We start from the raw sequence: 1,450 nt of genomic DNA, 5'->3' as shown, positions 1-1,450 counted from the left end.
GGCCGCGCCGACCTGCTGACCTGCGCGCGCGACCTCATCGCGAGCTGCCCGGTCTGCCTCTACGCCGGCTCGCTGGTCCCCGAGGCGATCCTTGGCCACTGCCCGCCGGGCGCGCGGATCGTCAACACCGCGCCGCTGGATCTCGAGCAGATCATTGCCGTGATCCACAGGGCCCACGCCGCGGGGCAGGACGTGGCGCGGCTGCACTCCGGCGATCTCTCGGTCTGGTCGGCGATGGGCGAGCAGATGCGGCGCCTGAAGGCGCTTGGCATCCCGGTCTCGGTCACCCCCGGTGTGCCCGCCTTCGCCGCCGCCGCCGCCGCGCTTGGTGCCGAGCTGACCCTGCCCGGCCTTGCGCAATCGGTGGTCCTGACCCGCACGCCGGGCCGCGCCAGCTCGATGCCCGAGGGCGAGACGCTGGCCAATTTCGCCGCCACAGGGGCGACGCTGGCCATCCACCTGTCGATCCAGAACATCGCGCGCGTCGTCGCCGACCTCGCCCCTGCCTATGGCATCGAGTGCCCCGTTGCCGTGGTCTACCGCGCCAGCTGGCCCGACGAGGTGATCCTGCGCGGCACGCTCGCCGACATCGAAGGCAAGCTCGGCGCCGGCATTACCCGCACCGCGCTGATCCTCGTTGGCCCGGCGCTGGCGGGCGAGGGTTTTGCCGAGAGCTGCCTCTACGCCGCGGATTACGACCGCCGCTATCGCCCGCAGAGCGCAGATAGCCCGTGGAGTGGCTGGACTCCCGACGCAGAGGTGCAAACTGATGGCTGAGATCCCCGGCCTTCTGGTCTCGGCCCCCGCCTCGGGCACCGGCAAGACGACGGTCATGCTCGGCCTGCTGCGCGCGCTGGCTGAGGACGGCCTTGCGGTGCAGCCCTTCAAGTCCGGCCCCGACTACATCGACCCGGCCTTCCACCGCGCCGCTTGCGGGCGGGCGAGCTTCAACCTCGACGGCTGGGCGATGGGGCCGCGGCTCTGGCAGGCCATCGCGGCGCAGGCGGCGGGGGCGGATATCTGTTTCGCCGAGGGGTCGATGGGGCTTTACGACGGGGTCGCGACGCGCGGCCAGCAGGGCTTTGGCAGCAGCGCCGAGACGGCGCGGGCGATGGGATGGCCGGTGGTGCTGGTGCTCGACGTGGGCGGGCAGGCGCAATCCGCCGCCGCCACGGCGCTGGGGTTCCGCCAGTACATGCCCGATCTGCCCTTCGCCGGGGTGATCCTCAACCGCGTCGCCTCGCCCCGCCACGAGCGGCTCACCCGGCTCGGCATGGAGCGCGCCGGGCTGCCGGTGCTGGGCGTGCTGCCCCGGCGCGGCGATCTGACCCTGCCCGAGCGGCACCTCGGGCTCATCCAGGCGCTGGAGCATCCCGATCTCGAGGCCGCCATCGCGGGCTACGCCGCCTTCCTGCGCGCGCACGTCGACCTCGCCGCGCTCCGCGACGCC

The 1,450-nt window shown here is 73.1% G+C and carries 2 protein-coding genes; both read left to right on the top strand.

Annotation, left to right across the window (positions count from 1 at the left end):
* Nucleotides 1-777, top strand: a 777-nt coding sequence (cobM, locus tag CLG85_RS27070; protein WP_260350388.1) for a precorrin-4 C(11)-methyltransferase, incomplete at its 5' end; no start/stop codon positions are given.
* Nucleotides 770-1,450, top strand: a 681-nt coding sequence (locus CLG85_RS27065) for a cobyrinic acid a,c-diamide synthase CobB (RefSeq protein ID WP_260350387.1), incomplete at its 3' end; no start/stop codon positions are given. The genes cobM and CLG85_RS27065, both read left to right, overlap by 8 nt.

The organism is Alloyangia mangrovi (assembly GCF_002300555.2).
Lineage (GTDB): Bacteria > Pseudomonadota > Alphaproteobacteria > Rhodobacterales > Rhodobacteraceae > Salipiger > Salipiger mangrovi.
This window is presented reverse-complemented; position numbering and strand designations above follow the sequence as displayed.